A 19,563-nucleotide genomic window follows, 5' to 3' on the forward strand; every position below is an offset into this window, starting at 1 on the left:
TTGTCGTTGACGGCAGTTAACGACTGAACGGAGAGTCAAATGGCCAAAGCAAAGTTTGAACGTAATAAACCGCACTGCAACATCGGAACCATCGGTCACGTCGACCATGGCAAGACTTCGCTGACCGCAGCGATCACCAAGGTGCTGGCTGAGACCGGCGGTGCGACGTTCACGGCGTACGACCAGATCGACAAGGCGCCGGAAGAGAAGGCGCGCGGCATCACGATCTCGACCGCTCACGTCGAGTACGAGACGACCAACCGTCACTACGCCCACGTCGACTGCCCCGGCCACGCCGACTACGTGAAGAACATGATCACCGGCGCGGCGCAGATGGACGGCGCGATCCTGGTCGTGTCCGCCGCCGACGGCCCGATGCCGCAGACCCGTGAGCACATCCTGCTCGCCCGTCAGGTCGGCGTTCCCGCGCTCGTCGTGTTCCTGAACAAGTGCGACATGGTCGACGATCCGGAACTGCTCGAGCTGGTCGAGCTCGAAGTCCGCGAACTGCTCTCGAAGTACGACTTCCCGGGCGACAAGATCCCGATCATCAAGGGCTCGGCGCTGGCCGCCCTCGAAGACAAGGACAAGAAGCTCGGTCACGAGGCGATCCTCGAGCTGATGAAGAACGTCGACGAGTACATTCCGCAGCCGGAGCGTCCGGTTGACCAGCCGTTCCTGATGCCGGTCGAAGACGTGTTCTCGATCTCGGGCCGCGGCACCGTCGTCACCGGCCGTGTCGAGCGCGGCATCATCAAGGTCGGCGAGGAAATCGAAATCGTCGGTCTGCGCGACACCCAGAAGACCATCGTTACGGGCGTCGAAATGTTCCGCAAGCTGCTCGACCAGGGCCAGGCTGGCGACAACATCGGTGCGCTGCTCCGCGGTACCAAGCGCGAGGAAGTCGAGCGTGGCCAGGTGCTGTGCAAGCCCGGTTCGGTCAAGCCGCACACCAAGTTCAAGGCTGAGGCTTACATCCTGACCAAGGAAGAGGGCGGTCGTCACACCCCGTTCTTCACCAACTACCGGCCCCAGTTCTACTTCCGCACGACCGACGTGACCGGCGTCGTGCACCTGCCCGAAGGCACCGAAATGGTGATGCCGGGCGACAACATCGCGATGGAAGTGCACCTGATCGTGCCGATCGCGATGGAAGAAAAGCTGCGCTTCGCGATCCGCGAAGGCGGCCGCACCGTCGGCGCCGGCGTCGTCGCCGCCATCATCGAGTAAAGAGAACAGGAAAGGCGAATAGCGAATGGTTTCATTCGCTATTCGCTGCTCACTACTCGTATTAAGCGACAAAGAAAGACAACGGCAATGAACGGCCAAAATATTCGCATCCGTCTCAAGGCGTTCGACCATCGAATCCTCGATACGTCGACCCGTGAGATCGTGAACACGGCGAAACGTACCGGTGCTCAGGTTCGCGGACCCATTCCGCTGCCCACCCGCATCGAGAAGTTCACCGTCAACCGTTCGCCGCACGTCGACAAGAAGAGCCGCGAGCAATTCGAGATGCGCACCCACAAGCGCCTTCTCGACATTGTCGACCCGACCCCGCAGACCGTCGATGCTTTGATGAAGCTCGACCTGGCCGCCGGTGTCGACGTCGAGATCAAGCTCTAAGATTTTCAGGATCGTCCGACGTTAGCGGACAGAAAGAACAGGAAGCACGCCGATGCGCTCCGGAGTGATCGCACAAAAGGTCGGGATGACGCGGGTCTTTACGGAGACCGGCGAACATATCCCCGTGACCGTGCTCAAGCTGGGCAACTGCCAGGTGCTTGGCCATCGCACCACCGAAAAGAACGGCTACGTCGCGCTGCAGCTCGGCGCCGGCGCCCGCAAGACCGTGTATCTGCCGAAGGCAGAGCGCGGCCAGTTCGCGGTTGCCAAGGTCGAGCCGAAGCGGAAGGTCACCGAGTTCCGCGTGTCGGAAGACGCGCTGATCCCGGTCGGCGCCGAGATCCAGGCGGACCATTTCGTGGTCGGCCAGTTCGTCGACGTCACCGGCACCTCGGTCGGTAAGGGATTCGCCGGCGGCATGAAGCGCTGGAACTTCGGCGGTCTGCGCGCCACCCACGGCGTGTCGGTGTCGCATCGTTCGATCGGCTCGACCGGCGGACGTCAGGATCCCGGCAAGACCTTCAAGAACAAGAAGATGCCCGGTCACATGGGTGTCGATCGCATCACCACGCTTAACCTGCGTGTGGTGCAGACCGACGTCGAGCGCGGCCTGATCCTCGTCGAGGGCGCCGTTCCCGGCTCCAAGGGCGGCTGGATCTCGGTGCGTGACGCCGTGAAGAAGCCGTTGCCGAAGGAAGCTCCGAAGCCCGGCAAGTTCAAGGTCGCCGGCGGCGAGCAGGCTGCTCCGGCCGAGCAGGAGGGCGCGTGAGATGGAACTGAAAGTCACGACCCTCGAAGGTAAGGAAGCCGGATCGGTCCAGCTCTCGGACGCGATCTTCGGTCTGGAGCCGCGCGTCGACATCATCCAGCGTTGCGTGCAATGGCAGCTCAACAAGCGCCAGGCCGGAACGCACAAGACGCAGGGCCGCGCCGACGTCTGGCGCACCGGCAAGAAGATGTACAAGCAGAAGGGCACCGGCGGCGCCCGTCACGGCTCGGCCCGCGTGCCGCAGTTCCGCGGCGGTGGCCGTGCGTTCGGTCCGGTGGTCCGCTCGCACGCGACCGACCTGCCGAAGAAGGTGCGGGCGCTCGCGCTCAAGCACGCTCTGTCGGCGAAGGCCAAGGACGGCGGTCTGATCGTGATCGACAATGCGCAGGTCAAGGATGCCAAGACCAAGGCGCTGGTCGGTCATTTCTCCGGCCTTGGGCTCACCAATGCGCTGATCATCGATGGCGCCGAGCTCAACACCGGTTTCGCCACCGCTGCGCGCAACATTCCGAATATCGACGTGCTGCCGATCCAGGGCATCAACGTCTACGACATTCTGCGCCGTCAGAAGCTCGTGCTGACGAAGGCGGCAGTGGATGCGCTGGAGGCGCGCTTCAAATGAAGAATATCGATCCGCGCCATTACGACGTGATCGTAGCACCGGTCGTCACCGAAAAGGCGACGGTTGCATCCGAGCACAACAAGGTCGTGTTCAAGGTCGCCAACAAGGCGACCAAGCCGCAAATCAAGGAAGCCGTCGAAAAGCTGTTCGACGTCAAGGTGAAGAGCGTGAACACGCTGGTCCGCAAGGGCAAGACCAAGGTGTTCCGCGGCAATTTCGGCTCGCAGTCGGACGTGAAGCGGGCGGTTGTGACCCTCGAAGAGGGCCACCGCATCGACGTCACTACCGGACTATAAGGCGACACAGCGATGGCATTGAAAACATATAATCCGACGACGCCGGGCCAGCGCCAGCTGGTGATGGTCGACCGTTCGGCGCTCTACAAGGGCAAGCCGGTGAAGGCGCTGACCGAGGGCAAACTCGGCAATGGCGGCCGCAACAACACCGGCCGCATCACCGTGCGCTTCCGCGGCGGTGGCCACAAGAAGGCCTACCGCATCGTCGACTTCAAGCGGAACAAGGTTGACGTTCCCGCGGTCGTCGAGCGGCTGGAATACGATCCGAACCGCACCGCGTTCATCGCGCTGATCAAGTATCAGGACGGCGAGCAGGCCTACATCCTGGCGCCGCAGCGTCTGGCCGTGGGCGACACGGTCGTCGCCGGCAGCCATGTCGACGTGAAGCCGGGCAATGTCATGCCGCTCGGCAACATGCCGGTCGGCACCATCGTCCACAACATCGAGATGAAGATCGGGAAGGGCGGCCAGATCGCGCGTTCGGCCGGCACCTACGCCCAGATCGTCGGCCGCGACCAGGACTACGTCATTCTGCGCCTGAACTCGGGCGAGCAGCGCCTGGTGCACGGCCGTTGCCGCGGCACCATCGGTGCGGTGTCGAACCCCGACCACATGAACATCTCGATCGGCAAGGCCGGCCGCACCCGCTGGCTTGGCTGGCGTCCGCATAACCGCGGTGTCGTCATGAACCCGATCGATCACCCGCATGGCGGCGGCGAAGGCCGCACCTCGGGCGGCCGTCACCCGGTTACCCCGTGGGGCAAGCCGACCAAGGGCAAGAAGACCCGGTCGAACAAGTCGACCAACCGATTCATCCTCCTAAGCCGCCACAAGCGGAAGAAGTAAGGAACGCCGGACATGGTTCGTTCAGTCTGGAAAGGCCCGTTTGTCGAGGCGTCGCTGCTCAAGAAGGCAGATGCGGCGCGTGCGTCCGGCCGTCACGACGTCATCAAGATCTGGAGCCGCCGCTCGACCATCCTGCCGCAGTTCGTCGGCCTGACGTTCGGCGTCTACAACGGCCAGAAGCATGTGCCGGTCTCCGTCAACGAGGAAATGGTGGGTCACAAGTTCGGCGAGTTCTCGCCGACCCGTACCTTCCATGGCCACTCGGGCGACAAGAAAGCCAAGAAGGCTTGAGGAATAGACGATGAGCAAACCAAAGCGCGAACGTAGCCTCGCGGACAACGAGGCCAAGGCGGTTGCCCGGATGCTGCGCGTCAGCCCGCAGAAGCTCAACCTGGTCGCTCAGCTGATCCGCGGCCGGAAGGCTTCGGCTGCGCTCGCCGACCTGCAGTTCTCGCGCAAGCGGATCGCGGTCGACGTCAAGAAGTGCCTGGAATCGGCGATCGCCAACGCCGAGAACAACCATGACCTCGAAGTCGACGATCTCGTCGTCGCCGAGGCCCATGTCGGCAACGGCATCGTCATGAAGCGTTTTGCGCCGCGCGGCCGTGGCCGCTCGGGCCGTATCTATAAACCGTTCTCGCACCTGACCATCGTGGTTCGTCAGGTCGAGGCCGAGGCAAGCGCTTAAAGCGGCGCAGGAGAATACGATGGGTCAAAAGATCAATCCAATCGGGCTGCGTCTCGGCATCAACCGCACCTGGGATTCGCGCTGGTTCGCCGGCAAGAGCGAATACGGCAAGCTGCTGCATGAAGACGTCAAGATCCGCGAGATCCTGCACAAGGAGCTCAAGCAGGCCGCCGTCGCCCGCATCGTGATCGAACGTCCGCACAAGAAGTGCCGCGTGACGATCCACTCGGCGCGTCCGGGCGTCGTGATCGGCAAGAAGGGCGCCGACATCGACAAGCTGCGCAAGCGGGTTGCCGATATCACGGCTTCCGACGTCGTCATTAACATCGTCGAAATCCGCAAGCCGGAGCTCGACGCCACCCTGGTCGCCGAATCGATCGCCCAGCAGCTCGAGCGCCGCGTCGCGTTCCGCCGCGCCATGAAGCGGGCAGTGCAGTCGGCGATGCGCCTTGGCGCCGAGGGCATTCGTATCAACTGCTCGGGTCGTCTGGGCGGTGCCGAAATCGCGCGCATGGAGTGGTATCGCGAAGGTCGCGTGCCGCTGCACACGCTGCGCGCCGACGTCGACTACGGCGTGGCGACCGCGTTCACGACGTTCGGAACCTGCGGCGTCAAGGTCTGGATCTTCAAGGGCGAGATCCTCGAGCACGATCCGATGGCCCAGGACAAGAAGATGGCCGAAGGCGAGACTGCACGCCCGCGCCGCGACGCCGCCGCAGCGTGAGACATTAGAGAAGGTTTGAGGGCTTAAAGCCATGATGCAACCAAAGAAAACGAAGTTCCGGAAGGCGCATAAGGGCCGTATCCACGGCGTTGCGACTTCGGGTGCGACGTTGTCGTTCGGCCAGTTCGGCCTGAAGGCGATGGCGCCCGAGCGCATCACTGCCCGCCAGATCGAAGCCGCGCGCCGCGCGCTGACCCGTCACATGAAGCGCGCCGGCCGCGTCTGGATCCGCGTGTTCCCGGACCTGCCGGTGTCGAAGAAGCCCGCCGAAGTCCGCATGGGCTCCGGCAAGGGTACGCCGGAATTGTGGGTGGCGCGGGTCAAGCCGGGCCGCGTGATTTTCGAGATCGACGGCGTCACCGTGCAGACCGCGAAGGAAGCGCTGTCGCTCGCCGCCGCCAAGCTGCCGATCAAGACGCGCTTCGTCGCGCGCATTGCGGAGTAACACTCATGGCCCCGATGAAAGTTGAAGACATCCGCGCGATGAGCGACGACCAGAGGGAGGACGCCGTCCTCAATCTGAAGAAGGAGCGTTTCAACCTGCGTTTCCAGCGCGCCACCGGGCAGCTGGAGAACACCTCGCGGCTGCGTGAAGCCCGCCGCGATATCGCCCGCATCAAGACCATCGCCGCGCAAGCCCGCGCGAAGAAGAAGTAAGAGGCCGGACATGCCGAAACGTACGCTTCAGGGCGTGGTCGTGAGCGACAAGCAAGCCAAGACGGTGGTGGTGCGCGTCGATCGCCGCTTCACCCATCCGATCTACAAGAAGACGATCCGCCGCTCCAAGAACTACCACGCGCACGACGAGAACAACGAGTTCAAGCCGGGCGACATGGTGTGGATCGAGGAAAGCAAGCCGATCTCGAAGTTGAAGCGCTGGACCGTGGTCCGGGGCGAACAGAAGAAAACCGCCTGATAACTTCGGTTTAGTCGAAGTAATTCAGGGAAATTTTGAGCGCGCTAAAGCGCAGAAAGAGGACGAGGTGCATCAATGATTCAGATGCAGACCAACCTCGACGTGGCCGACAATTCAGGCGCACGCCGTGTCATGTGCATCAAGGTGCTGGGGGGCTCCAAGCGCCGCTATGCCACCGTGGGCGACGTTATCGTCGTGTCGATCAAGGAAGCGATTCCGCGCGGCAAGGTGAAGAAGGGCGACGTGATGAAGGCCGTCGTGGTCCGGGTCCGCAAGGACATCCGCCGCGCCGACGGTTCGGTCATCCGTTTCGACCGCAACGCCGCCGTCCTGATCAACAACCAGTCAGAGCCCGTCGGCACCCGTATCTTCGGGCCCGTGCCGCGCGAGCTGCGCGCCAAGAACCACATGAAGATCATCTCGCTTGCGCCGGAGGTGCTGTGATGGCTGCCAAGATCCGCAAGGGTGACAAGGTCATCGTGCTGAACGGCCGCGACAAGGGCCGCACCGGCGAAGTATTCGAGGTCCGCCCCGCCGAGAACAAGGCGCTGGTGCGTGGCGTCAACATGGTGAAGCGTCACCAGAAGCAGACCCAGAACCAGGAAGGCGGCATCATCTCCAAGGAGTCGCCGATCCACCTGTCCAACATCGCCTATGTCGGCAAGGACGGAAAGCCGACCCGCATTGGGTTCAAGATTCAGGCCGATGGCACCAAGGTACGCGTTGCCAAGAGCTCGGGAGCAGAGATCGATGGCTGATACCGCTTACACGCCGCGCCTGCGCGCGGAGTATGACAAGAGCATCCGGAGCCAGCTGACTGAAAAGTTCGGCTACGCCAACGTCATGCAGGTGCCGCGGCTGGACAAGGTCGTGCTCAACATGGGTGTCGGCGATTCCGTCAACGACCGCAAGAAGGCCGAGACCGCGGCTGCCGAGCTGACCCAGATTGCCGGCCAGAAGGCGATCGTGACCTATTCGCGGATCGCGATCGCGACCTTCAAGCTGCGCGAGAACCAGCCGATCGGCTGCAAGGTCACGCTGCGCAAGGCACGGATGTACGAGTTCATCGATCGCCTGGTGAACGTGGCGCTGCCGCGCGTGCGCGACTTCCGTGGTCTGAACCCGAAGAGCTTCGACGGCCGCGGCAACTATTCGCTCGGCATCAAGGAGCACATCATTTTCCCCGAAATCGATTTCGACAAGGTTTCGGAAGCCCGCGGCATGGACATCACCGTCTGCACCACGGCGAAGACCGACGATGAGGCGAGGGCCTTGTTGACCGCTTTCAATTTCCCGTTCCGGCAGTGAGACGCAGCTAGCCTCTCAAACGCGGAAACCCAGGAGCCAAGCATGGCAAAGAAGAGTTCGATCGAGAAGAACAACCGGCGCAAGCGGATGGCCAAGAACGCCGCCCCGCAGCGTGCGAAGCTGAAGGCGATCATCGCCGACAAGACCAAGCCGATGGAAGAACGGTTTGCGGCGACGCTGAAGCTCGCCCAGATGCCGCGCAACTCGTCGACGACGCGCATCCGCAACCGCTGCGAACTGACCGGCCGTCCGCGCTCGAACTATCGCAAGAACAAGCTCTCGCGCATCGCGCTGCGTGAACTCGGCTCCAAGGGCCTGGTTCCCGGGCTCGTGAAGTCGAGCTGGTAAGGAGGGTCGGAAAGATGTCTACGCACGATCCGATCAGCGATCTCATCACCCGCATCCGCAACGCGCAGATGCGTTCGAAGTCCAAGGTATCGACCCCGGGCTCGAAGATGCGTGCCAGCGTGCTCGAAGTGCTGAAGTCCGAGGGCTACATCCGCGGCTACGCCAGCGTCGAACACGCCTCGGGCCGCAGCGAGCTCGAGATCGAGTTGAAGTATTTCGACGGCGAGCCCGTCATCCGCGAGATCGAGCGGGTCTCGAAGCCCGGTCGCCGGGTTTACGCTTCGGTGAAGAACCTGCCGCGCGTGAACAACGGTCTCGGCATTTCGGTGTTGTCGACGCCGAAGGGAATCATGGCTGACCACGCCGCGCGTGACGCGAATGTGGGCGGCGAAATTCTCTTCACGGTGTTCTGAGGAAGGATTTAGAGCCATGTCACGTGTTGGCAAACGGCCTGTGGCGATCCCGTCCGGTGTGACGGCGACCGTCGAGGGGCAGACCGTCAAGGTGAAGGGGCCGAAGGGCCAGCTTCAGTTCGTCGTCCATGACGACGTCGAGGTGAAGTTCGAGAGCGGTGCGGTCAAGGTTGCGCCGAAGTTCAAGACCAACCGCGCCCAGGCCATGTACGGCACGGCGCGCGCGCAGGTCGCGAACCTGGTCGAGGGCGTCACCAAGGGCTTCGAGAAGAAGCTCGAGATCACCGGCGTTGGTTACCGCGCCGCGATGCAGGGCAAGAACCTGCAGCTCGCGCTCGGCTACAGCCACGACGTCGTCTACGCGATCCCGGAAGGCATCACCATCGCGGTGCCGAAGCCGACCGAGATCACGATCACCGGCACCGATTCGCAGCGTGTCGGGCAGGTCGCCGCCGAGATTCGCGCCTACCGTCCGCCGGAGCCCTACAAGGGCAAGGGCGTGAAGTACGCCAACGAATTCATCTTCCGCAAGGAAGGCAAGAAGAAGTAACGGAGCCGGTCATGTCACTCAAGGTCACGAATGCCCGGCGCAAGCAGCGCGTGCGCAACGCGCTACGCCGGTCGGCCAATGGACGCCCGCGTCTGTCGGTGTTCCGTTCGTCGAAGCACATCTACGCCCAGGTCATCGACGACCTGAAGGGCGAGACGCTCGCTTCCGCCTCGTCGCTGGAAAAGACCATGCGCGAGGCCGGCAACACGGGCGCCAACATCGATGCGGCCAAGGCCGTCGGCAAGCTGCTGGCGGAACGCGCCGTGCAGAAGGGCGTCAAGGAAGTGATTTTCGATCGCGGTCAGTATCTCTATCACGGGCGCGTCAAGGCGCTCGCGGATGCGGCCCGCGAGAGCGGATTGAGCTTCTAACCAACCGGTTTTGAACATTTACGAGGACAGGGGCTTATCTCCCCTAAAGATTGGAAAACACCATGGCAGGTGAACGCGAACGCGGCGGACGCGAACGGAGCAGGGATCGCGAGGAGCGCGACAGCGAGTTCGTCGACAAGCTCGTCCACATCAATCGCGTGGCGAAGGTCGTCAAGGGCGGCAAGCGCTTCGGCTTTGCAGCGCTGGTCGTGATCGGCGACCAGAAGGGCCGGGTCGGTTTCGGCCACGGCAAGGCGCGCGAAGTGCCCGAGGCGATCCGCAAGGCGACCGAGTCGGCCAAGCGCAACCTGACGCGCGTCGCGCTGCGCGAAGGCCGCACGCTGCATCACGACATCGCCGGCCGTCACGGCGCGGGCCGTGTCTACCTGCGTGCCGCTCCGGCCGGTACCGGCATCATCGCCGGCGGTCCGATGCGCGCGGTGTTCGAGACGCTCGGCATCCAGGACGTGGTGGCGAAGTCGATCGGCTCGTCGAATCCCTACAACATGGTTCGCGCGACCTTCGACGCGCTGAAGCATCAGGATTCGCCGCGTTCGGTGGCGGCCCGCCGCAACATCAAGGTGTCCACGCTGCAGTCGCGCCGCGTCGGCGGCGACGCCGAAGCGGTGGCTGAATAACCGGCGCGCGATTTCAGCGCTTTTTGGAGTTAAGACGATGGCCAAGGCCGCAAAGACGATCAAGGTCGAGCAGATCGGCAGCGCAATCCGCCGCCACCACTCGCAGCGCTCGACGCTGATCGGCCTCAAGCTCAACAAGATCGGCCGGGTTGCCGAGCTTCAGGATACCCCTGAAGTTCGCGGCATGATCAACAAGGTCCAGCATCTCGTCCGCGTCGTCGGCGAGTAAGCAAGAGAATAAGGACGCTAACGATGAAGCTCAGCGATATCGCCGACAACGCCGGCTCGCGCAAGAAGCGCATGCGCGTCGGCCGTGGCATCGGTTCGGGCAAGGGCAAGACTTCGGGCCGCGGCGGCAAGGGCCAGACCGCGCGTTCGGGCGTGCGCATCAAGGGCTTCGAGGGCGGCCAGATGCCGCTGCATCGCCGCCTGCCGAAGCGCGGCTTCAACAACATCTTCCGGCTCGACTTTGCCGAGATCAACCTCGACCGTCTGCAGGAGGCGATCGACGCCAAGCGGATCGACGCCAAGGAGACGGTGACCGCGGAATCGCTGGTCAAGGCCGGCGTGCTGCGCCGCGCCAAGGACGGCCTGCGGCTGCTCGGCCGCGGCGAACTCAAGGCCAAGCTCGCGATCGAGGTGCACGGCGCTTCGAAATCCGCGATTGCTGCGGTCGAGAAGGCCGGCGGTACCGTGAAGATTCTGGCCCCGGCCAAGAAGGAAGAAGGCGAGGCGGCGTAACATCTGCGTCATGCCCGCCCGATCGCGGGCATAGACCAATGGACTTATCGAAGCCGAGCACCAAATAATGTCCGGCGTCTGCCGTTAGCCCCCGGGACGGGGCATCGGCTCGGGGGACGGCGGGAGAAAGCCTGAACATGGTCTCAGCAGCAGAACAACTTGCGGCAAACCTCAATTTCGGCGCTTTGGCGAAGGCCGACGAACTGAAGAAGCGCATCTGGTTTACGCTGGGTGCGCTGCTTGTTTATCGGCTCGGCACCTACATTCCGCTGCCCGGCATCGACCCCGCAGCCTGGGAGCAGGTGTTCAAGTCGCAGGCCGGCGGCATCCTCGGCATGTTCAACATGTTCGCCGGCGGCGGCATCAACCGCATGGCGATCTTCGCGCTGAACATCATGCCGTACATCTCGGCATCGATCATCATCCAGCTCCTGACGACGGTATCGCCCAAGCTCGAGGCCTTGAAGAAGGAAGGCGAGGCCGGCCGCAAGACGCTGAACCAGTATACCCGCTACCTGACGGTGATTCTCGCCACGTTCCAGGCCTACGGCATCGCGATCGGACTGCAGGGCGCCGGCAATGTCGTCAGCGACCCCGGCATGTTCTTCCTGCTTTCGACCACGATCACGCTGACCGGCGGCACCATGTTCCTGATGTGGCTCGGCGAGCAGATCACCTCGCGCGGCATCGGCAACGGCATTTCGCTGATCATTCTGGCCGGCATCGTCGCCGAGCTGCCTTCAGCCCTGGCCAATATGCTGGAACTGGGACGGCAGGGCGCGCTGTCGACCGGCCTGATCCTGATCGTCATCGTGATGGCGGTCGCCGTGATCGCCTTCATCGTGTTCATGGAGCGGGCGCAGCGCCGTTTGCTGATCCAGTATCCGAAGCGCCAGGTCGGCAACAAGATGTTCGAGGGCCAGTCCTCGCATCTGCCGCTCAAGCTCAACACCTCGGGCGTGATCCCGCCGATCTTCGCCTCGTCGCTGCTCTTGCTGCCGGCGACTGTCGCGAACTTCAACGCCGGGAAGGGGCCGGAATGGTTCCAGTGGCTGAACACCCAGCTCAGCCACGGCCGTCCGCTGTTCCTGTTCCTCTATCTGGCGCTGATCGTGTTCTTCGCCTTCTTCTACACCGCGATCGTGTTCAACCCGACCGAGACCGCGGACAATCTGAAGAAGCATGGCGGCTTCATCCCCGGCATCCGTCCGGGCGAGCGCACCGCCGAATATATCGACTACGTGCTGTCGCGTATCACCGTGCTGGGCGCGATCTATCTGGCGATCGTCTGTCTGATTCCCGAGATCCTGATTTCCTACGCCTCGGTGCCGTTCTATTTCGGCGGAACCTCGCTTCTGATCGTCGTCAGCGTGACCATGGATACGGTGGCGCAGGTGCAGGGGTATCTGTTGGCCCATCAGTATGAGGGGCTGATCCGGAAGTCCAAGCTGAGGGGCCGCCGCCGCTGATCCGCGGGTGGTCTGAAATCCAATAACGGGGTGTGCGGGTTTCGCTCACCAAGCCGGGGGGCGAATAGTCATGAGATTGATCCTTTTGGGGCCGCCGGGCTCGGGCAAGGGGACTCAGGCCCTGCGGCTGGTTTCCAGGCACGGCATCGTGCAGCTCTCGACCGGCGAGATGCTCCGCGCCGCGGTTGCCGCCGAAACGCCGATCGGCCTGCAGGCCAAGGACATCATGGCCAATGGCGGCCTCGTCCCGGACGAAGTCGTGGTGGGAATCATCTCCGACCGAATCGAACAGCCGGACGCAAAAAAGGGTTTCATCCTCGATGGCTTTCCGCGCACGGTGCCGCAGGCCGAAGCCCTCGATGAACTCCTGAAGAAGAAGCATCTCAAGCTCGACGCAGTGGTCGAACTTCGCGTCAACGAGAGCGCGCTGCTTGATCGCGTCGAGAAGCGCGCCGAGGAAACCCGTGCGCGCGGCGAGGAGGTTCGGGTCGACGATACGCCGGAAGTGCTGACCAAGCGCCTGGCGCAGTACCGCACCCTGACCGAGCCCCTGATTCACTACTATTCCGAGCGACGGAAGCTTCTGACCGTCGATGGCATGATGACCATCGAGCACGTCACCCGGGAGATCAACCGCATCCTGTCGGCGATCGGGGCGGTGGAACCCAAGGCGGCGCCAGCCAAGAAGGCGGCGGCGCCAGCCAGGAAAGCCACGGCGCCGGCCAGGAAGGCCGCTGCAGCCTCCCGGAAGACCGCCAGGCCGGCGGGTAAAAAGGCTGCCAAAACGGCCAAAAAGGCCGCCAGAACGGCCCCAAAGGGCAGGAAGGCGGCTTCCAGGAAGGCCGGGAAGGCGGCCCCGGCCAGCCAGCGGCGGGCTGTCGGGAAGGCCAAAAAGGCAGCCAGGACGACCGTCCGGAAGGCCGCCAAAAAGGTCACGAAAAAGCGAGCTAAGCGATAGAGGCGGTTGACGAAACCGAGTTGAATCCTTTAATAAGCCCCGCATCCAAGTCGGATAGTTTTTTGACGATGCCGGGCCCCGAAAGAAGCTGAGGGGAGGGCGTCGTGTTCGCGTTTGCGGACACCTGCCCGAGTTAGCAAGAACATAGCCCGGTCCATAGGGGATCGGCGACAGGAGAGAAGTCCGTGGCCCGTATTGCCGGCGTGAATATCCCGACCAACAAGCGCGTTCTGATCGCGCTCCAGTACATCCATGGCATCGGCCAGAAGAACGCCGCCGACATCATGGAGAAGGTCAAGATCCCGACCGATCGTCGCGTCAACCAGTTGAGCGACCAGGAAGTCCTGCAGATCCGCGAAGTGATCGACCGCGACTATCTCGTCGAGGGCGATCTTCGCCGCGATACCGGCATCAACATCAAGCGGCTGATGGACCTCGGCTGCTATCGCGGCCTGCGTCATCGCCGCGGCCTGCCGGTGCGCGGCCAGCGCACCCACACCAATGCGCGCACGCGCAAGGGCCCGGCCAAGTCGATCGCCGGCAAGAAGAAGTAATTCAGCGAATAGCGGACGGTGAGCAGCGAATGCTTCTATTCGCCGCTCACCTTTCGCTTCTTAGGTGTAGCCGCTGGCAGTACGGCGGCGTTTGAGATCACAGGAAGGTTTTAGGATAATGGGCAAGGAAGCCACCCGCGTACGCCGTCGCGAACGCAAGAACATCGCCTCCGGCATCGCGCACGTGAATTCGTCGTTCAACAACACGACCATCACCATCACCGACGCGCAGGGCAACACCATTGCCTGGTCGTCGGCCGGCACGATGGGTTTCAAGGGCTCGCGCAAGTCGACCCCCTATGCCGCGCAGGTCGCGGCCGAAGACGTTTCCAAGAAGGCGCAGGAGCACGGCATGCGCACGCTGGAAGTGGAAGTTGCCGGCCCCGGTTCGGGCCGTGAATCGGCGCTTCGCGCGCTGCAGGCGGCGGGCTTCACCGTGACGTCGATCCGCGACGTCACCACGATCCCGCACAATGGTTGCCGTCCGCGCAAGCGCCGGCGCGTTTGATGTCTGGTCGCGGGCGGTTGTGCCGCTCGCGATTGTTTTTGGAATTTTCCGCGGACTGATCCGCGATCTCCAGCGCCAGTGATCTGAAGGCGGATCGACTGGCCGGTCCATTGACCCGAAGGGGTGACAAAGTGACGATCCAGAAAAATTGGCAAGAACTTATTCGACCGAACAAGCTGCAGGTAACGCCGGGCTCCGACGCGACCCGGTTTGCCACCGTCGTCGCCGAACCGCTCGAGCGCGGTTTCGGCCAGACGCTCGGTAACGCGCTGCGCCGTATCCTGCTGTCGTCGCTGCAGGGCGCCGCCGTGCAGTCGGTGCACATCGACGGCGTGCTGCACGAGTTCTCCTCGATCGCGGGCGTTCGCGAGGACGTCACCGACATCGTGCTCAACATCAAGGACATCTCGATCAAGATGCAGGGCGAAGGCCCCAAGCGCATGGTCGTGAAGAAGTCGGGTCCGGGCGTCGTCACCGCCGGTGACATCCAGACCGTCGGCGATATCGTCGTGCTCAATCCCGAACTGCAGCTCTGCACGCTGGACGAGGGCGCTGAAATCCGCATGGAGTTCACCGTCGCCGCGGGCAAGGGCTACGTTGCCGCCGAGCGCAACCGGCCCGAGGATGCGCCGATCGGCCTGATCCCGGTCGACAGCCTGTTCTCGCCCGTGCGCAAGGTCTCCTACAAGGTCGAGAACACCCGCGAGGGCCAGATCCTCGACTACGACAAGCTGACCATGACGATCGAGACCAACGGCGCGATCTCGCCGGAGGACGCGGTGGCCTATGCCGCGCGCATCCTGCAGGACCAGCTCAACGTGTTCGTGAACTTCGAAGAGCCGCGCAAGGAAGTCGCGCAGGAGATCATCCCCGATCTCGCCTTCAACCCCGCCTTCCTCAAGAAGGTCGACGAGCTCGAGCTGTCGGTGCGTTCGGCAAACTGCCTGAAGAACGACAACATCGTCTATATCGGCGACCTCGTGCAGAAGAGCGAAGCGGAAATGCTCCGCACCCCGAACTTCGGCCGCAAGTCGCTGAACGAGATCAAGGAAGTGCTGGCCCAGATGGGCCTGCATCTCGGCATGGAAGTGCCGGGCTGGCCGCCGGAGAACATCGACGAGCTCGCCAAGCGCTTCGAGGATCATTACTGATCGAAGATCACGTCGTGGCCGGGTTGTCCCGGCCATTACGTTACTGGGGCGAACGCAGGCAGCCCACCTGAGCAACAAGTCCGACGAACCGTCGCGACGAAGACAAGACAAGGAATAGTTCAATGCGTCACGGCAAGGTTCATCGCAAGCTCAACCGCACCGCCGAGCATCGCCGCGCGATGTTCGCCAACATGTGCGCCGCGCTGATCAAGCACGAGCAGATCGTCACCACGCTGCCCAAGGCCAAGGAATTGCGCCCGATCGTCGAGAAGCTGGTCACCCTCGGCAAGAAGGGCGGACTGGCCCTGCGTCGCCAGGCGATCTCCGAAATGCGCGACAAGGACCAGGTCAAGAAGCTGTTCGATGTGCTGGCGCCCCGCTACAAGGACCGCCAGGGCGGCTACACCCGCATCATCAAGGCCGGCTTCCGCTACGGCGACAACGCCCCGATGGCCGTGATCGAATTCGTCGACCGCGACGTCGATGCCAAGGGCCAGGACTCCGGCCCGGTGCAGGAGAAGGAAGCCGAAGCGGCGTAAGCTGTTCCGGATTGGATTTTCAGAAAGCGGCGCCCCTCAGGCGCCGCTTTTTATTTGCGCATCTGACGCGCGCTGGCTGCAATTGTGGTCGTACCCGCCGCTTCCGATATCGCTGTCATCAACGATGGAGATGGCGGATGAAAATCGATCTTTCGGGCATGACGGCGCTGGTGACTGGCTCCACCTCCGGTATTGGCCACGCAATTGCCAAAGGCCTCTTTGCTGCAGGCGCGGACGTGGTGATCAATGGCCGAACGCAAGCCAAGGTCGATGCTGTCGCCGCCGCGCTCGGCAAGACTGCCGATAAGGCCGGCGGCAAGGTGCGCGGCATTGCCGCTGATGTCTCGACGGCTGCGGGATGCAAGACCTTGGTTGCGGCGATGCCTGATGTCGACATTCTCATCAACAACACCGGCATCTTCGAGCCCAAGCCGTTCTTCGATATTCCGGATGAGGACTGGAGCCGTTTTTTCGACGTCAACGTGATGTCCGGCATCCGTTTGTCGCGCGCCTACATGCCGGGCATGCTGAAACGCAATTGGGGCCGTATCGTTTTCATCGCCTCGGAGTCGGGGCTGATGATTCCCAAGGAGATGATCCATTACGGCATGACCAAAACGGCGCAGCTCGCCGTTTCGCGCGGCCTTGCCGAATTGACCCGGGGTACCGCTGTTACCGTCAATTCAGTGATGCCGGGGCCGACCATGTCCGAGGGCGTTGAGACTTTCGTCGCCGATCTCGCCAGACAGAACGGCCAGTCCGAGCAGGATGCAGCCGCGCAGTTCATCAAGCAGCATCGTCCCGGATCGCTGATCCAGCGCTTTGCCAGCGTCGAGGAGATCGCCAATATGGTGATCTACGTCAGTTCGAAAGAGGCTTCCGCGACTAACGGCGCCGCGTTGCGGGCAGAAGGCGGACTGATTCAGACCATCGCGTGAGGTGACAATGTCGGCCTATGTCATTTCCGAAGTCGATGTGCGTGACGCGATGGGCTTCGAGTCCTATCGCACCATCGCGGCCGAAACGATTGCGAAATATGACGGCCGTTATCTGGTGCGTGGCGGCGCGGCAAGTGTTGTCGAAGGCGGCCCTCTGCCGAAAGCCATCATCATCGTCGAGTTTCCGACGATGGAACGTTTGCGCGAATGGTACGCTTCGCCCGAATACGCCGAAGCGCTGAAGGTCCGTGAGAACGCGCTGGATCGGCGGCTGATCTTCGTCGAAGGCGTTGCGCCGTTCTAAAGTGGGATGACGTTTCTTCGAATCGTCTTCGCACTTTATCTTTTTGTTTGAGCATGATCTTTTCGGAAAACCGCTACACACTTTTCCGGATCATGCTCTAGGCAGGCAACGGCGCGAAAGCAGCCTTGCAGAAGGAACAACAGCTTTCAGAAACGGTTTTTCCTGCAGCCGCGCTGATGCGGTTTGAGGAGGAACTAGATGAAGAAGCTGTTCATACTTGCGGCGGCAGCGTCGCTGATTGCGACGATGGCCACCGCGCAAACCACCGTAGTCACTCCCGGAACGACCACGGGTGCTGCCGGCGCCACGATTCAGATCGAGCCGGAGTATCGCACTCGGATCAAGAGCTACGTCACCGAGCACAAGGTCCGCCCGGTCGAGACGCGGGAAAGGATCGTGGTTGGCGCCAGGGTGCCGACCGACGTCGAACTTACGGCGGTGCCTTCCGATTGGGGTCCGTCCGTGACGAAGTATCGCTACGTCTATTCCGGCAACCGCGTGATGCTGGTCGATCCGGGCACGCGTACCGTGGTGCATGAGATCGACTGAGGTGGCTCACGTCGCTCCATGCAAAAAGGGCCGCCCATGAGGCGGCCCTTTTCATTGCAGGATCACCAGCGGCGCCAGTAGCCACCGCGGTAATATCGCGGACCATAGAATCGTGGACCGCCATAGTAGGCGTATGCCGGACGATACACGCGGCGAACATAGGGACCGCCATAGTAGCCGCCGCCGCCATAGTACCCGCCGTAGTAGGCCGGTGAGTACCCGCCGCCGTAATAGGCGGGATAGTATCCGCCGCCGTAATAGCCGGGGTACCCGCCGTAATATCCGTAACCCGGACCATAGGCGTAGGCGTTCGACGCCAGTCCGCCGATCACCGCGCCTGCAATCAATCCGCCAGCCAAGGCGCCGCCCCAGCCCCAGCCCCCTCCGCGCCAAGCATGCGCAGGTGACGGCGCCGCAACTGCTGTCAGGCCAAGGGTTGCCGCGACAGCCAGAACCATTGGTGCCTTTCTCATCGACTCCTCCTTACATAACCAGCCAGGCAAATTTTCCACATAACTGGAGACTCGCTAAACACTTTCGAGTGAAGTTTGTTGCTTTAAATCAAGCTTCCGAACGGCTCCGCTCCGGATTTAATTTTGATGAACAGGCGTTCAGGAGGCTGTTTTGACGGTTGCAGCCGGCCATTGGCGCCATTTCTCCGATCGGGAACCATTGTCGCAGGCAGGCGCGCGAAGCGGCTATCGCTTCGCGGCGGGCCGCGCTTCTTGCGGGTGCCGAATTACCCTCGCCGCGAAAGAGTGTGACCTCAGTCGAAATCCAGAAATCCCGGCCGGGAGGAGATCGGCGGCTGACGGCGCAGCCATTCGAGGTCGGGGACGGGGCGGGCCGTCTCGGGGTTGGCGCCAAGCAGGGCCTCGATGCTGCGGGCAACCGCAAGGGTTGCGGCATCGCCGCCGCGCGGGCCGATGATCTGGATGCCGAACGGCAATCCGGCGCTATCGCGCCCGGCCGGTATCGCCACCACCGGATGTCCGGCATTGGTCACGGCATAGGCCATCGCCAGCCAGTGGAAATAGCTTTTCGTCGCAACGCCGTCGATCATGGCCGGGTAGAGCTCCGACCACGGCCGCGGGCTGATCGTGACCGCAGGGGCAATGACAAAATCATGCTCGCCGAAGAATTGCTGCCAGCTTCGATAGAGCGCGGTCTGCAGCGACAGCGCACGCGCGACGTCGAGCGCGGAGTATCCAAGTCCCTCGGCGACGTTGTCGCGGATATTGGGGCCAACCTTGTCGGGATATTTCTCGGCGAGTTCGCGGTGGCGGCCGAGGAAGGCGACGGCGCGCAAGACCCGGAACACCTCGTCCGCATGGGTGCAGTCGGGATGCGTCCATTCGAGGCTGCGGAATGCCGATCCGAACGTCGCGAGTTTTGTTTTGAACGTCTCGGCGATGGCGCGCTCCGTCGGCGCAAATCCGAAGTCGGTTGTCGCAGCGATACGCAAGGTGGCGAGATCGATGTCAGGCGGATTGCGATAGGCCTCGCTCACGGGCGTTCCGCCGGCATGAAGGATCGCCGACAACGGATCGCGCGCGTCGCGATCCAGCATGCAGGAAAGCATCAGGCACGCGTCCGGTACGTTTCTCGCCATCGGCCCGAGCTGCGAGATCTGCAGCCACGCCATGTTGCGGCTGTTGCTGGCGATCAGCCCGGGCGAGGGGCGGAATCCGACGACGCCGCAAAAGGCGGCGGGATTCCTGACCGAGCCGCCGGTGT

At 62.8% G+C, this 19,563-nt stretch carries 33 protein-coding genes; 31 read left to right on the plus strand and 2 right to left on the minus strand.

Annotation, left to right across the window (positions count from 1 at the left end; all coding sequences use genetic code 11):
* Positions 1-39: 39 nt before the first annotated feature.
* The 31 genes from tuf to CQ12_RS05140 all read left to right on the plus strand — a co-directional run bounded on the left by tuf (position 40) and on the right by CQ12_RS05140 (position 17,826).
* Positions 40-1,230: an elongation factor Tu gene (gene tuf / locus CQ12_RS04990; protein WP_057834242.1), complete on the plus strand. Its 1,191-nt coding sequence runs from the start codon at positions 40-42 to the stop codon at positions 1,228-1,230.
* Between the two features lie 87 nt (positions 1,231-1,317).
* Positions 1,318-1,626, plus strand: coding sequence for a 30S ribosomal protein S10 (gene rpsJ / locus CQ12_RS04995; RefSeq protein WP_002712302.1), 309 nt, complete (start codon positions 1,318-1,320; stop codon positions 1,624-1,626).
* Between the two features lie 52 nt (positions 1,627-1,678).
* Entirely contained in the window at positions 1,679-2,395 is a 717-nt protein-coding gene (gene rplC / locus CQ12_RS05000; protein ID WP_057834243.1) for a 50S ribosomal protein L3, read from the plus strand.
* A 1-nt stretch (position 2,396) separates the two neighbouring features.
* Positions 2,397-3,017, plus strand: a complete 621-nt coding sequence (rplD, locus tag CQ12_RS05005; RefSeq protein ID WP_057834244.1) for a 50S ribosomal protein L4 — start codon at positions 2,397-2,399, stop codon at positions 3,015-3,017.
* Positions 3,014-3,313 (plus strand): 50S ribosomal protein L23, encoded by a 300-nt coding sequence (locus tag CQ12_RS05010; RefSeq protein WP_057834245.1) that lies wholly within the window; start codon positions 3,014-3,016, stop codon positions 3,311-3,313. Before rplD ends, CQ12_RS05010 begins: the two co-directional genes overlap by 4 nt.
* Before the next feature lie 12 nt (positions 3,314-3,325).
* Positions 3,326-4,159, plus strand: coding sequence for a 50S ribosomal protein L2 (gene rplB, locus CQ12_RS05015; RefSeq protein WP_057834246.1), 834 nt, complete (start codon positions 3,326-3,328; stop codon positions 4,157-4,159).
* Positions 4,160-4,171: 12 nt separating this feature from the next.
* Positions 4,172-4,450: a 30S ribosomal protein S19 gene (rpsS, locus tag CQ12_RS05020; RefSeq protein ID WP_024509042.1), complete on the plus strand. Its 279-nt coding sequence runs from the start codon at positions 4,172-4,174 to the stop codon at positions 4,448-4,450.
* A gap of 10 nt (positions 4,451-4,460) precedes the next feature.
* Positions 4,461-4,847, plus strand: coding sequence for a 50S ribosomal protein L22 (gene rplV, locus CQ12_RS05025; RefSeq protein ID WP_057834247.1), 387 nt, complete (start codon positions 4,461-4,463; stop codon positions 4,845-4,847).
* A 19-nt stretch (positions 4,848-4,866) separates the two neighbouring features.
* Positions 4,867-5,571, plus strand: a complete 705-nt coding sequence (gene rpsC, locus CQ12_RS05030) for a 30S ribosomal protein S3 (RefSeq protein ID WP_057834248.1) — start codon at positions 4,867-4,869, stop codon at positions 5,569-5,571.
* A 31-nt stretch (positions 5,572-5,602) separates the two neighbouring features.
* Positions 5,603-6,016, plus strand: a complete 414-nt coding sequence (rplP, locus tag CQ12_RS05035) for a 50S ribosomal protein L16 (RefSeq protein ID WP_025588649.1) — start codon at positions 5,603-5,605, stop codon at positions 6,014-6,016.
* A 5-nt stretch (positions 6,017-6,021) separates the two neighbouring features.
* On the plus strand, positions 6,022-6,228 hold the full coding sequence (gene rpmC, locus CQ12_RS05040) for a 50S ribosomal protein L29 (RefSeq protein WP_057834249.1): 207 nt from the start codon (positions 6,022-6,024) through the stop codon (positions 6,226-6,228).
* A gap of 10 nt (positions 6,229-6,238) precedes the next feature.
* On the plus strand, positions 6,239-6,487 hold the full coding sequence (gene rpsQ, locus CQ12_RS05045; RefSeq protein WP_009797129.1) for a 30S ribosomal protein S17: 249 nt from the start codon (positions 6,239-6,241) through the stop codon (positions 6,485-6,487).
* A 75-nt stretch (positions 6,488-6,562) separates the two neighbouring features.
* On the plus strand, positions 6,563-6,931 hold the full coding sequence (gene rplN, locus CQ12_RS05050) for a 50S ribosomal protein L14 (RefSeq protein ID WP_011473865.1): 369 nt from the start codon (positions 6,563-6,565) through the stop codon (positions 6,929-6,931).
* The gene (rplX, locus tag CQ12_RS05055) at positions 6,931-7,245 is read left to right on the plus strand and encodes a 50S ribosomal protein L24 (RefSeq protein ID WP_057834250.1); all 315 of its coding nucleotides are present in this window, start codon (positions 6,931-6,933) and stop codon (positions 7,243-7,245) included. The genes rplN and rplX overlap by 1 nt, the downstream gene beginning before the upstream one ends.
* Positions 7,238-7,795 (plus strand): 50S ribosomal protein L5, encoded by a 558-nt coding sequence (gene rplE, locus CQ12_RS05060; RefSeq protein WP_057834251.1) that lies wholly within the window; start codon positions 7,238-7,240, stop codon positions 7,793-7,795. Before rplX ends, rplE begins: the two co-directional genes overlap by 8 nt.
* 42 nt (positions 7,796-7,837) lie before the next feature.
* Complete coding sequence (rpsN, locus tag CQ12_RS05065) at positions 7,838-8,143, plus strand: 30S ribosomal protein S14 (protein ID WP_028349047.1); 306 nt, start codon at positions 7,838-7,840, stop codon at positions 8,141-8,143.
* 14 nt (positions 8,144-8,157) lie between these two features.
* A complete protein-coding gene (gene rpsH / locus CQ12_RS05070; protein ID WP_057834252.1) occupies positions 8,158-8,556 on the plus strand; it encodes a 30S ribosomal protein S8 in 399 nt (132 codons plus the stop codon).
* Positions 8,557-8,572: 16 nt separating this feature from the next.
* Complete coding sequence (gene rplF / locus CQ12_RS05075) at positions 8,573-9,106, plus strand: 50S ribosomal protein L6 (RefSeq protein ID WP_057834253.1); 534 nt, start codon at positions 8,573-8,575, stop codon at positions 9,104-9,106.
* A gap of 11 nt (positions 9,107-9,117) precedes the next feature.
* Positions 9,118-9,477, plus strand: coding sequence for a 50S ribosomal protein L18 (rplR, locus tag CQ12_RS05080; protein ID WP_057834254.1), 360 nt, complete (start codon positions 9,118-9,120; stop codon positions 9,475-9,477).
* 62 nt (positions 9,478-9,539) lie between these two features.
* Entirely contained in the window at positions 9,540-10,115 is a 576-nt protein-coding gene (gene rpsE / locus CQ12_RS05085) for a 30S ribosomal protein S5 (protein ID WP_029081759.1), read from the plus strand.
* Positions 10,116-10,152: 37 nt separating this feature from the next.
* Positions 10,153-10,344, plus strand: a complete 192-nt coding sequence (gene rpmD, locus CQ12_RS05090) for a 50S ribosomal protein L30 (protein WP_057834255.1) — start codon at positions 10,153-10,155, stop codon at positions 10,342-10,344.
* Positions 10,345-10,367: 23 nt separating this feature from the next.
* Positions 10,368-10,856 carry a 50S ribosomal protein L15 gene (gene rplO / locus CQ12_RS05095; protein ID WP_057834256.1) on the plus strand — a complete coding sequence of 163 codons (489 nt, stop codon included), beginning with the start codon at positions 10,368-10,370 and terminating at the stop codon, positions 10,854-10,856.
* Between the two features lie 137 nt (positions 10,857-10,993).
* Complete coding sequence (secY, locus tag CQ12_RS05100) at positions 10,994-12,325, plus strand: preprotein translocase subunit SecY (RefSeq protein WP_057834257.1); 1,332 nt, start codon at positions 10,994-10,996, stop codon at positions 12,323-12,325.
* Positions 12,326-12,395: 70 nt separating this feature from the next.
* Positions 12,396-13,283, plus strand: a complete 888-nt coding sequence (locus tag CQ12_RS05105) for an adenylate kinase (RefSeq protein WP_057834258.1) — start codon at positions 12,396-12,398, stop codon at positions 13,281-13,283.
* Between the two features lie 185 nt (positions 13,284-13,468).
* Positions 13,469-13,837: a 30S ribosomal protein S13 gene (rpsM, locus tag CQ12_RS05110; protein ID WP_057834259.1), complete on the plus strand. Its 369-nt coding sequence runs from the start codon at positions 13,469-13,471 to the stop codon at positions 13,835-13,837.
* 118 nt (positions 13,838-13,955) lie between these two features.
* A complete protein-coding gene (gene rpsK / locus CQ12_RS05115; RefSeq protein WP_006021048.1) occupies positions 13,956-14,345 on the plus strand; it encodes a 30S ribosomal protein S11 in 390 nt (129 codons plus the stop codon).
* A 110-nt stretch (positions 14,346-14,455) separates the two neighbouring features.
* Complete coding sequence (locus CQ12_RS05120; protein WP_187399354.1) at positions 14,456-15,496, plus strand: DNA-directed RNA polymerase subunit alpha; 1,041 nt, start codon at positions 14,456-14,458, stop codon at positions 15,494-15,496.
* A gap of 122 nt (positions 15,497-15,618) precedes the next feature.
* Complete coding sequence (gene rplQ, locus CQ12_RS05125; protein WP_057834261.1) at positions 15,619-16,035, plus strand: 50S ribosomal protein L17; 417 nt, start codon at positions 15,619-15,621, stop codon at positions 16,033-16,035.
* A gap of 137 nt (positions 16,036-16,172) precedes the next feature.
* Positions 16,173-16,973: an SDR family NAD(P)-dependent oxidoreductase gene (locus CQ12_RS05130; RefSeq protein WP_057834262.1), complete on the plus strand. Its 801-nt coding sequence runs from the start codon at positions 16,173-16,175 to the stop codon at positions 16,971-16,973.
* Between the two features lie 7 nt (positions 16,974-16,980).
* Positions 16,981-17,277, plus strand: coding sequence for a DUF1330 domain-containing protein (locus CQ12_RS05135; RefSeq protein ID WP_057834263.1), 297 nt, complete (start codon positions 16,981-16,983; stop codon positions 17,275-17,277).
* Between the two features lie 198 nt (positions 17,278-17,475).
* Positions 17,476-17,826: a DUF1236 domain-containing protein gene (locus tag CQ12_RS05140; protein WP_057834264.1), complete on the plus strand. Its 351-nt coding sequence runs from the start codon at positions 17,476-17,478 to the stop codon at positions 17,824-17,826.
* Between the two features lie 62 nt (positions 17,827-17,888).
* Here the strand turns inward: CQ12_RS05140 and CQ12_RS05145 are convergent, their stop codons facing one another.
* Positions 17,889-18,299, minus strand: coding sequence for a hypothetical protein (locus CQ12_RS05145; RefSeq protein WP_083519131.1), 411 nt, complete (start codon positions 18,297-18,299; stop codon positions 17,889-17,891).
* A 293-nt stretch (positions 18,300-18,592) separates the two neighbouring features.
* Positions 18,593-19,563 (minus strand): amidase (locus tag CQ12_RS05150; protein WP_245309736.1); only part of this gene is annotated, 971 nt, incomplete at its 5' end.

Source organism: Bradyrhizobium jicamae, assembly GCF_001440395.1.
Classification (GTDB): domain Bacteria; phylum Pseudomonadota; class Alphaproteobacteria; order Rhizobiales; family Xanthobacteraceae; genus Bradyrhizobium; species Bradyrhizobium jicamae.

Excerpts from the sequence above, each read along its gene's own strand:
- tuf (WP_057834242.1), top strand. The coding sequence starts at position 40 with ATGGCCAAAGCAAAGTTTGAACGTAATAAACCGCACTGCAACATCGGA.
- rpsJ (WP_002712302.1), top strand. The coding sequence starts at position 1,318 with ATGAACGGCCAAAATATTCGCATCCGTCTCAAGGCGTTCGACCATCGA.
- rplC (WP_057834243.1), top strand. The coding sequence starts at position 1,679 with ATGCGCTCCGGAGTGATCGCACAAAAGGTCGGGATGACGCGGGTCTTT.
- rplD (WP_057834244.1), top strand. The coding sequence starts at position 2,397 with ATGGAACTGAAAGTCACGACCCTCGAAGGTAAGGAAGCCGGATCGGTC.
- CQ12_RS05010 (WP_057834245.1), top strand. The coding sequence starts at position 3,014 with ATGAAGAATATCGATCCGCGCCATTACGACGTGATCGTAGCACCGGTC.
- rplB (WP_057834246.1), top strand. The coding sequence starts at position 3,326 with ATGGCATTGAAAACATATAATCCGACGACGCCGGGCCAGCGCCAGCTG.
- rpsS (WP_024509042.1), top strand. The coding sequence starts at position 4,172 with ATGGTTCGTTCAGTCTGGAAAGGCCCGTTTGTCGAGGCGTCGCTGCTC.
- rplV (WP_057834247.1), top strand. The coding sequence starts at position 4,461 with ATGAGCAAACCAAAGCGCGAACGTAGCCTCGCGGACAACGAGGCCAAG.
- rpsC (WP_057834248.1), top strand. The coding sequence starts at position 4,867 with ATGGGTCAAAAGATCAATCCAATCGGGCTGCGTCTCGGCATCAACCGC.
- rplP (WP_025588649.1), top strand. The coding sequence starts at position 5,603 with ATGATGCAACCAAAGAAAACGAAGTTCCGGAAGGCGCATAAGGGCCGT.
- rpmC (WP_057834249.1), top strand. The coding sequence starts at position 6,022 with ATGGCCCCGATGAAAGTTGAAGACATCCGCGCGATGAGCGACGACCAG.
- rpsQ (WP_009797129.1), top strand. The coding sequence starts at position 6,239 with ATGCCGAAACGTACGCTTCAGGGCGTGGTCGTGAGCGACAAGCAAGCC.
- rplN (WP_011473865.1), top strand. The coding sequence starts at position 6,563 with ATGATTCAGATGCAGACCAACCTCGACGTGGCCGACAATTCAGGCGCA.
- rplX (WP_057834250.1), top strand. The coding sequence starts at position 6,931 with ATGGCTGCCAAGATCCGCAAGGGTGACAAGGTCATCGTGCTGAACGGC.
- rplE (WP_057834251.1), top strand. The coding sequence starts at position 7,238 with ATGGCTGATACCGCTTACACGCCGCGCCTGCGCGCGGAGTATGACAAG.
- rpsN (WP_028349047.1), top strand. The coding sequence starts at position 7,838 with ATGGCAAAGAAGAGTTCGATCGAGAAGAACAACCGGCGCAAGCGGATG.
- rpsH (WP_057834252.1), top strand. The coding sequence starts at position 8,158 with ATGTCTACGCACGATCCGATCAGCGATCTCATCACCCGCATCCGCAAC.
- rplF (WP_057834253.1), top strand. The coding sequence starts at position 8,573 with ATGTCACGTGTTGGCAAACGGCCTGTGGCGATCCCGTCCGGTGTGACG.
- rplR (WP_057834254.1), top strand. The coding sequence starts at position 9,118 with ATGTCACTCAAGGTCACGAATGCCCGGCGCAAGCAGCGCGTGCGCAAC.
- rpsE (WP_029081759.1), top strand. The coding sequence starts at position 9,540 with ATGGCAGGTGAACGCGAACGCGGCGGACGCGAACGGAGCAGGGATCGC.
- rpmD (WP_057834255.1), top strand. The coding sequence starts at position 10,153 with ATGGCCAAGGCCGCAAAGACGATCAAGGTCGAGCAGATCGGCAGCGCA.
- rplO (WP_057834256.1), top strand. The coding sequence starts at position 10,368 with ATGAAGCTCAGCGATATCGCCGACAACGCCGGCTCGCGCAAGAAGCGC.
- secY (WP_057834257.1), top strand. The coding sequence starts at position 10,994 with ATGGTCTCAGCAGCAGAACAACTTGCGGCAAACCTCAATTTCGGCGCT.
- CQ12_RS05105 (WP_057834258.1), top strand. The coding sequence starts at position 12,396 with ATGAGATTGATCCTTTTGGGGCCGCCGGGCTCGGGCAAGGGGACTCAG.
- rpsK (WP_006021048.1), top strand. The coding sequence starts at position 13,956 with ATGGGCAAGGAAGCCACCCGCGTACGCCGTCGCGAACGCAAGAACATC.
- rplQ (WP_057834261.1), top strand. The coding sequence starts at position 15,619 with ATGCGTCACGGCAAGGTTCATCGCAAGCTCAACCGCACCGCCGAGCAT.
- CQ12_RS05130 (WP_057834262.1), top strand. The coding sequence starts at position 16,173 with ATGAAAATCGATCTTTCGGGCATGACGGCGCTGGTGACTGGCTCCACC.
- CQ12_RS05135 (WP_057834263.1), top strand. The coding sequence starts at position 16,981 with ATGTCGGCCTATGTCATTTCCGAAGTCGATGTGCGTGACGCGATGGGC.
- CQ12_RS05140 (WP_057834264.1), top strand. The coding sequence starts at position 17,476 with ATGAAGAAGCTGTTCATACTTGCGGCGGCAGCGTCGCTGATTGCGACG.
- CQ12_RS05145 (WP_083519131.1), bottom strand. The coding sequence starts at position 18,299 with ATGAGAAAGGCACCAATGGTTCTGGCTGTCGCGGCAACCCTTGGCCTG.